We start from the raw sequence: 5,331 nt of genomic DNA, 5'->3' as shown, positions 1-5,331 counted from the left end.
AGCGCTTTGAAGTAAACATTCGATATTGATTGAGATCAAGCCTACCCCACAATAAGCTAGCTAAGATATATTTTTCTGCTCAAGCCGCGTATATTTGGGCCTTTAACTTAGTCCATGTCTATTCATATTTTTACCGCTACGAGACGCTTATGCCAGATCAAGATAAAATGGGTTTTCTAAGAAGAACATCCAGAATCTCTAGCCTTTTTTGTTTCGTATCTGCAGTGATTTGTGTTCTGATTCTACTGATTTTCTTTGGTGATTTGTCTAAGGTCTATAAAGCGAGTTTTGCTTCCTCATCCTTTTTCTTTTTTACGAGCGGATTCGTATTGAAAGAAATGGCTGACACAAAAGTTGCACGTACTGACCTTCCACGCCCAGCCCCTGGCGCTGAGTAAAGCCTCGGTAGCCTTAGCCGCGAAAATCACAGCGTACCTTTCAGCTCTGGGCTCAAAAATTCGCCCCTTTCTTATTTGATCAGATCAAAATCTCTAACTATTCTTATAGAAACTATTTAATGAGAAAGTAGAGCCAATTGCTCTCTTAAGCTTCCGAGAGACAAGGAGGACATTATGAGTAAATTTATAATCATTGTATCGACGCTAATGATCATCTTTGCAGCCGTTGTTGGACTGGATGGCGACAACTTTACCAAATACTTAGCGATGTATATGTATGCGCTAGGCGGTTTGGGCTTGTTATCACTACCCTTATTCAAGAAACTATGTGCGCATTATTGTGAAACAGAGCAGTAGAGTAGTGAAAGAGCCCCAAGGGGCACTTTCACTATAAAAATATACTCAGACAATACGCTAAAAAGACAAACGCTCCGATCACTATGCAGTACGCTGACATAATCAAGCGCCATTGTTTGATTACTTCACGCATCCCCATAAAGTGATCGACGACTAGCTGTCCTTTTAATATCAACATAAGAATAGAGCCCAAAACTATCCACACACCTGTTTGTTCTGAACTACCAATCAAAGAGGCGAGGATCGTAATAAGCGTCAGCACTCCCCATACCAGCGTTACCCTTTTAATGTCATTCATTGATTCTGACTCCTTAATGAATCACATAAACGAGTGGGAATAAAATAATCCAAAGCAAATCCACCATATGCCAGTATGAAGCACCGGTCTCTACACCCGTGTGATCTTCTGAGCTATAGTCTCCGTTTTTCGCCTTCTTCGATACCACAATCAGAATCACCATACCTAAGAGCACATGGGCGAAGTGGAAGAAGGTCAGCAAAAAGTAAAACATGTAGAAGGTATTGGTATGCAAAGAATATCCTGCACCGATGGTCTCGGTATACTCCCACATCTTCACGCCTACATAGACTAAGGCAGCAAGGAGTGCCCAGTTAATCCATCTAGAGCAGACGTTTGACTTGCCTTCTTTAATTGCAATAACAGCCCTGACGACAAAATAGCTACTTGTGATTAGGGCAATCGTATTAATCATGCCTGCTAGCTGGTTAAGGTGTTGATGCCCCTCAGCGAACATCTCCAGGTTGAATACTCGAGCAAAGGCATAGGCGATGAACAAGATCGAAAATACGCCCAGCTCTGCAAGGATAAAAATCCAAATGGCAAAGTCGCCCGGTAGGGACGATGACTTTTCTGGCTCTGAATTTATACAGACTTTAGTCATTAAAGCTCTCTTTACTTAAAGACTAGTTTAAGGAGGTGAGTGAAATGATCACTCCCGGAAATATCACTCCCAAAACAATTAAAGTAGGGATCAAGTAAAAGTACCCCAGCATGACCTTCCTGATTTTCGGGTGTGCATGACGCAAACCAATGAACTCATCGATCACCAACCGCCCTTTTAATGTGACAATAACACAGACAATTACCACTGATATTTGACCGAAGTCCGCTGTTTCAGCAGTCAATACGCTTAGTAAGGTCAAAGCCAGTAAAGCCAGCCAAATTCGCAGTAAGTGCCTTTTGCTTGGTAGAGGTAGAATCATCGCTATCTCATCACATAGATCAGTGGAAAAATAATAATCCAGGCTAAATCAACCATGTGCCAGTAACACGCACCTGCCTCCAAACCCGCATATTGCTTAGCAGAATACGCCCCAAAGTAAGACCTGGTTAGTACCCACAGCAAACCAGCCATCCCAAAAAACACATGCAGCAGATGATTGAAGGTCAGGTAGTAATAAACGCTAAAGTAGAGATTAGTTTCGACTCCAATGCCGTTAAGCTCATTAAATTTATACTCCCAAGCTTTCACTAGGCAGTATCCCACTGCGCACGCTAAGGTTAGCCATATCCAACGTCGGCTCTCTTGCGCTTTATCAAGGCGAATCGCTCTTACTGAACGGGCAATAAAGTAACTACTCGTCAGTAAAATAAAGGTATTCAAAATACCGGCGCTGGTATTAAGACTTAAGGGGCCGGTTTTGAATAGCTCCGGGTTATGAACTTTGGCAACGATATAGAGGATAAAGAACAAGCCAAATTCAAATAACTCTGCAAAGACCAGAACCCATATAGCGATATCACCGGGAACATGTTTCCCTGCACTTACTTCCTGCTCAATGCTCATAGGTTTATTTTCGCTAGCGCCCTAGAAATAGGTCATGACCAAGAGTTCAATGGCAGCCAGAGTTTCGGTCTCGTCGGTTAAAGGTTGAGCCAAGCACGATAAACACGCCTCGCGAGCATTCAGCCCTGACTTAATCATCTTGGCGGTATAAATCAGCAGCCTGGTCGATGCCGCTTCTTCCAAGTCATAGTCTTTTAGGCGACGTAAATCCCCACCCAGGCTAACCAGCTTCTTGGCGGTATCTTTGTCGATATTGGATTCCTGACAGATGATTACCGTTTCCCGTTCTGCCAAGGGGTATTCAAACTCCATCGCAACAAAGCGTTGGCGGGTACTTGGCTTCAGCCCCTTCATTACGTTCTGGTAGCCAGGGTTATAAGAGATCACCAACATAAAGTCAGGATGAGCAATAATTTCTTCGCCCGTACGCTCTACAGGTAAAACGCGACGGTGGTCAGACAGTGGGTGAAGCACAACCGTAGTATCTTTCCGTGCTTCAATGACTTCATCTAAATAACAAATACCGCCTTCTCGCACCGCCCTGGTAAGCGGGCCATCCTGCCAATAGGTTCCGTCTTTGCCAATTAAGTGTCGACCTACCAAGTCTGTTGCGCTTAGATCATCATGACAGGCAATCGTGTATAAAGGCCGATCAAGTTTCTTGGCCATGTGCTCAACAAATCGGGTTTTACCACAACCTGTAGGTCCCTTAATCAAAACCGGCAAATTATTGTTGGCGGCGTGCTCGAAGATAACAACTTCATTTCCCTGCGCTAGATAATTCGTTGGCATGTCGTTCTCCATTTAAAAAGCTTGACCCTTGTCGTCTTACGATAGACCTGTAAGGTTCAAGTAAATTTTTGGCAGCAATGCAGGTAAACGCGCAGTATCACTAATCACTGCATAACCATGATCACCAAAAAGGTAAGGTAAATAATCGTTTCCATCTTCATCGATGGTAATACAAAATGGTTGCAAGCCCTGCTGCTTGGCCTCCTGAACCGCCTTACGAGTATCCTCTACTCCGTAACGGCCTTCGTAGTGATCAATATCATTTGGCTTGCCGTCTGAAACAATCAACATGAGGCGCTTTTGAGTTGCTTGTGTTTTTAACACTTCAGTTGATTGACGAATACCTGCGCCCATTCGCGTATAAAATCCCGGCTTGATTTCAAGAATTCGGCCACGTGCGGCATCGCCATAAGGTTCAGAGAAGTTTTTTAACAGGTTATATCGAACTTGTTTGTTCTTGATGGAGGAAAATCCATAGATTGCAAAAGGGTCCCCTGCACTGCTCAAGGCTTCGGCAAACAAGGTGATACTATCTCGAATAATATCTATCACACGCTGATTTGAGTTGATTCCCGAATCAGTCGACATAGATAAATCCGCTAATAACAAGCAGGAAATATCTCGTTGGCTTTCTTTACGGTGCTTATAAAAGTTGTCATTGCCTGTATTAGTATCAGGCTCAACAATAGATTCGATACAGGCATCCAGATCCAGCTCGCTACCTAAAGGCTGACGGCGAAGCCAATGCTGTTGAAATTTCAAAGCGCTGAATCGATGCCTGAGCTGGTTTGCAGTTTTAGTTAAGTGACCAGGAACGCCACTTGGCTCGGCGTCATCCGCTAGCATGGGCTGCAATAAACAAAAGTCTTCAATATAGACAGACTTTCTGTAATCCCATTCACGAAGGCGTATGCCATCACCAATGGCTAAATCATCGTTATGCGGGGCGGGTAAATCCAGGTCGAACTTGATCTTAGCTGCGCCAGCCCGGCGCTTACGAGAAAGCGTAATAATATCCAGATCTTCTGCAACGGAACTGGCATCATCGTCTACATCCTCTTCCTGAGGTCTGTCTAGATCAACATGCTCCGTCCAGCTGAATAAGCTATCGAGCATAAAGATTAATAAGCCATCGGTCTTCTTGGCATCATCGGTGCGCTGAGCATCTTTACGCGGGCCACGAACTTTCTCAGTCTGGGCACCGCTGCTTTCAGCTGGCAGCTCTTCTTCATCTTCTTCAATCGGTGCAACACTAACCCCATGAATCGGTTCTGGGTAGAGCCATAGGCTAATCGGGAAAGGGTCGCCCGGCGCTTTCGGGAGTGTTTCGACGCTCCCTGGGTCTTTTAGTGCTTGATGTATCGCAAGCTCGCGATCAAGTCTTTCACCCTGTAATTTTTCCAAAGGAGGTCGCAAAGGCAAAACCGCGTCGACAAGGCGGAAATACCGCTCTCTTAACCCCGGTTTTGACTTTAGGATCTCTAGCGTCGCTTGCTGGTTATCGGTAAACCAGTGCGTCACTTTCGGTAGTTGAGCGGCCAAGGCCGTCAACCAGAAATATAAATCTTCGTTTAAAGCTTTGTCTTCAAATAAGGCATGTGATGTTGGCAAACGCAGACTACGTTCATCCTGCCATGCCAATTCACTTCGCTTATGCGTCCCCGCCATACGTTGAATCAGTCTACGACGAAATTTCAGCTCGCGTCCCATTGCACCTTCTATCACTTTGCCTGGGCTTCCGCCGAGAGCACGGTAAAAGGGTGCTAACTGAGCACTCAATTCGACTAAATCTACGCGCGCATCTTCAAACTCAGTTGAAGCTTGTCGCGTAACAAATCGATGCCAAAATTCACCAACTAACTCTTCCATCTAACACCTGATTAAACATCATAGATTATGGTTATGGAGTAAGGTGCAGCCCAAATATCTGACTGCACCTAAGTGGGGTCAATATAGCTGGCTAAGCTTATTCCTAA

The 5,331-nt window shown here is 44.7% G+C and carries 8 protein-coding genes; 2 read left to right on the top strand and 6 right to left on the bottom strand.

Annotated elements, in window-relative coordinates; translation table 11 throughout:
* Positions 1-149 precede the first annotated feature (149 nt).
* Positions 150-398 (top strand): hypothetical protein, encoded by a 249-nt coding sequence (locus A3757_RS21685; protein WP_068509369.1) that lies wholly within the window; start codon positions 150-152, stop codon positions 396-398.
* A 174-nt stretch (positions 399-572) separates the two neighbouring features.
* Positions 573-755, top strand: coding sequence for a hypothetical protein (locus A3757_RS21680; RefSeq protein ID WP_068514324.1), 183 nt, complete (start codon positions 573-575; stop codon positions 753-755).
* Between the two features lie 31 nt (positions 756-786).
* Here the strand turns inward: A3757_RS21680 and A3757_RS21675 are convergent, their stop codons facing one another.
* The 6 genes from A3757_RS21675 to A3757_RS21650 are packed head-to-tail and all read right to left on the bottom strand — an operon-like array spanning position 787 to position 5,224.
* Entirely contained in the window at positions 787-1,053 is a 267-nt protein-coding gene (locus A3757_RS21675) for a cytochrome C oxidase subunit IV family protein (RefSeq protein WP_068514321.1), read from the bottom strand.
* Between the two features lie 13 nt (positions 1,054-1,066).
* Positions 1,067-1,657 (bottom strand): cytochrome c oxidase subunit 3 family protein, encoded by a 591-nt coding sequence (locus A3757_RS21670; protein WP_068514317.1) that lies wholly within the window; start codon positions 1,655-1,657, stop codon positions 1,067-1,069.
* Between the two features lie 22 nt (positions 1,658-1,679).
* Positions 1,680-1,979, bottom strand: coding sequence for a cytochrome C oxidase subunit IV family protein (locus A3757_RS21665; protein ID WP_068514314.1), 300 nt, complete (start codon positions 1,977-1,979; stop codon positions 1,680-1,682).
* Positions 1,980-1,981: 2 nt separating this feature from the next.
* Positions 1,982-2,563, bottom strand: coding sequence for a cytochrome c oxidase subunit 3 family protein (locus tag A3757_RS21660; RefSeq protein ID WP_068514311.1), 582 nt, complete (start codon positions 2,561-2,563; stop codon positions 1,982-1,984).
* Between the two features lie 21 nt (positions 2,564-2,584).
* On the bottom strand, positions 2,585-3,355 hold the full coding sequence (locus tag A3757_RS21655) for a CbbQ/NirQ/NorQ/GpvN family protein (RefSeq protein WP_156490492.1): 771 nt from the start codon (positions 3,353-3,355) through the stop codon (positions 2,585-2,587).
* 36 nt (positions 3,356-3,391) lie between these two features.
* Positions 3,392-5,224, bottom strand: coding sequence for a nitric oxide reductase activation protein NorD (locus A3757_RS21650; protein ID WP_068514308.1), 1,833 nt, complete (start codon positions 5,222-5,224; stop codon positions 3,392-3,394).
* Positions 5,225-5,331: the final 107 nt, after the last annotated feature.

This window comes from Oleiphilus sp. HI0117, assembly GCF_001635235.1.
Note: the sequence above shows the minus strand (reverse complement) of the source record. Positions and strands in the feature narration are given on the sequence as shown.

What these genes read in the sequence shown, in the direction of transcription:
- A3757_RS21685 (WP_068509369.1), top strand. Translation starts at nt 150, where the DNA reads ATGCCAGATCAAGATAAAATGGGTTTTCTAAGAAGAACATCCAGAATC.
- A3757_RS21680 (WP_068514324.1), top strand. Translation starts at nt 573, where the DNA reads ATGAGTAAATTTATAATCATTGTATCGACGCTAATGATCATCTTTGCA.
- A3757_RS21675 (WP_068514321.1), bottom strand. Translation starts at nt 1,053, where the DNA reads ATGAATGACATTAAAAGGGTAACGCTGGTATGGGGAGTGCTGACGCTT.
- A3757_RS21670 (WP_068514317.1), bottom strand. Translation starts at nt 1,657, where the DNA reads ATGACTAAAGTCTGTATAAATTCAGAGCCAGAAAAGTCATCGTCCCTA.
- A3757_RS21665 (WP_068514314.1), bottom strand. Translation starts at nt 1,979, where the DNA reads ATGATTCTACCTCTACCAAGCAAAAGGCACTTACTGCGAATTTGGCTG.
- A3757_RS21660 (WP_068514311.1), bottom strand. Translation starts at nt 2,563, where the DNA reads ATGAGCATTGAGCAGGAAGTAAGTGCAGGGAAACATGTTCCCGGTGAT.
- A3757_RS21655 (WP_156490492.1), bottom strand. Translation starts at nt 3,355, where the DNA reads ATGCCAACGAATTATCTAGCGCAGGGAAATGAAGTTGTTATCTTCGAG.
- A3757_RS21650 (WP_068514308.1), bottom strand. Translation starts at nt 5,224, where the DNA reads ATGGAAGAGTTAGTTGGTGAATTTTGGCATCGATTTGTTACGCGACAA.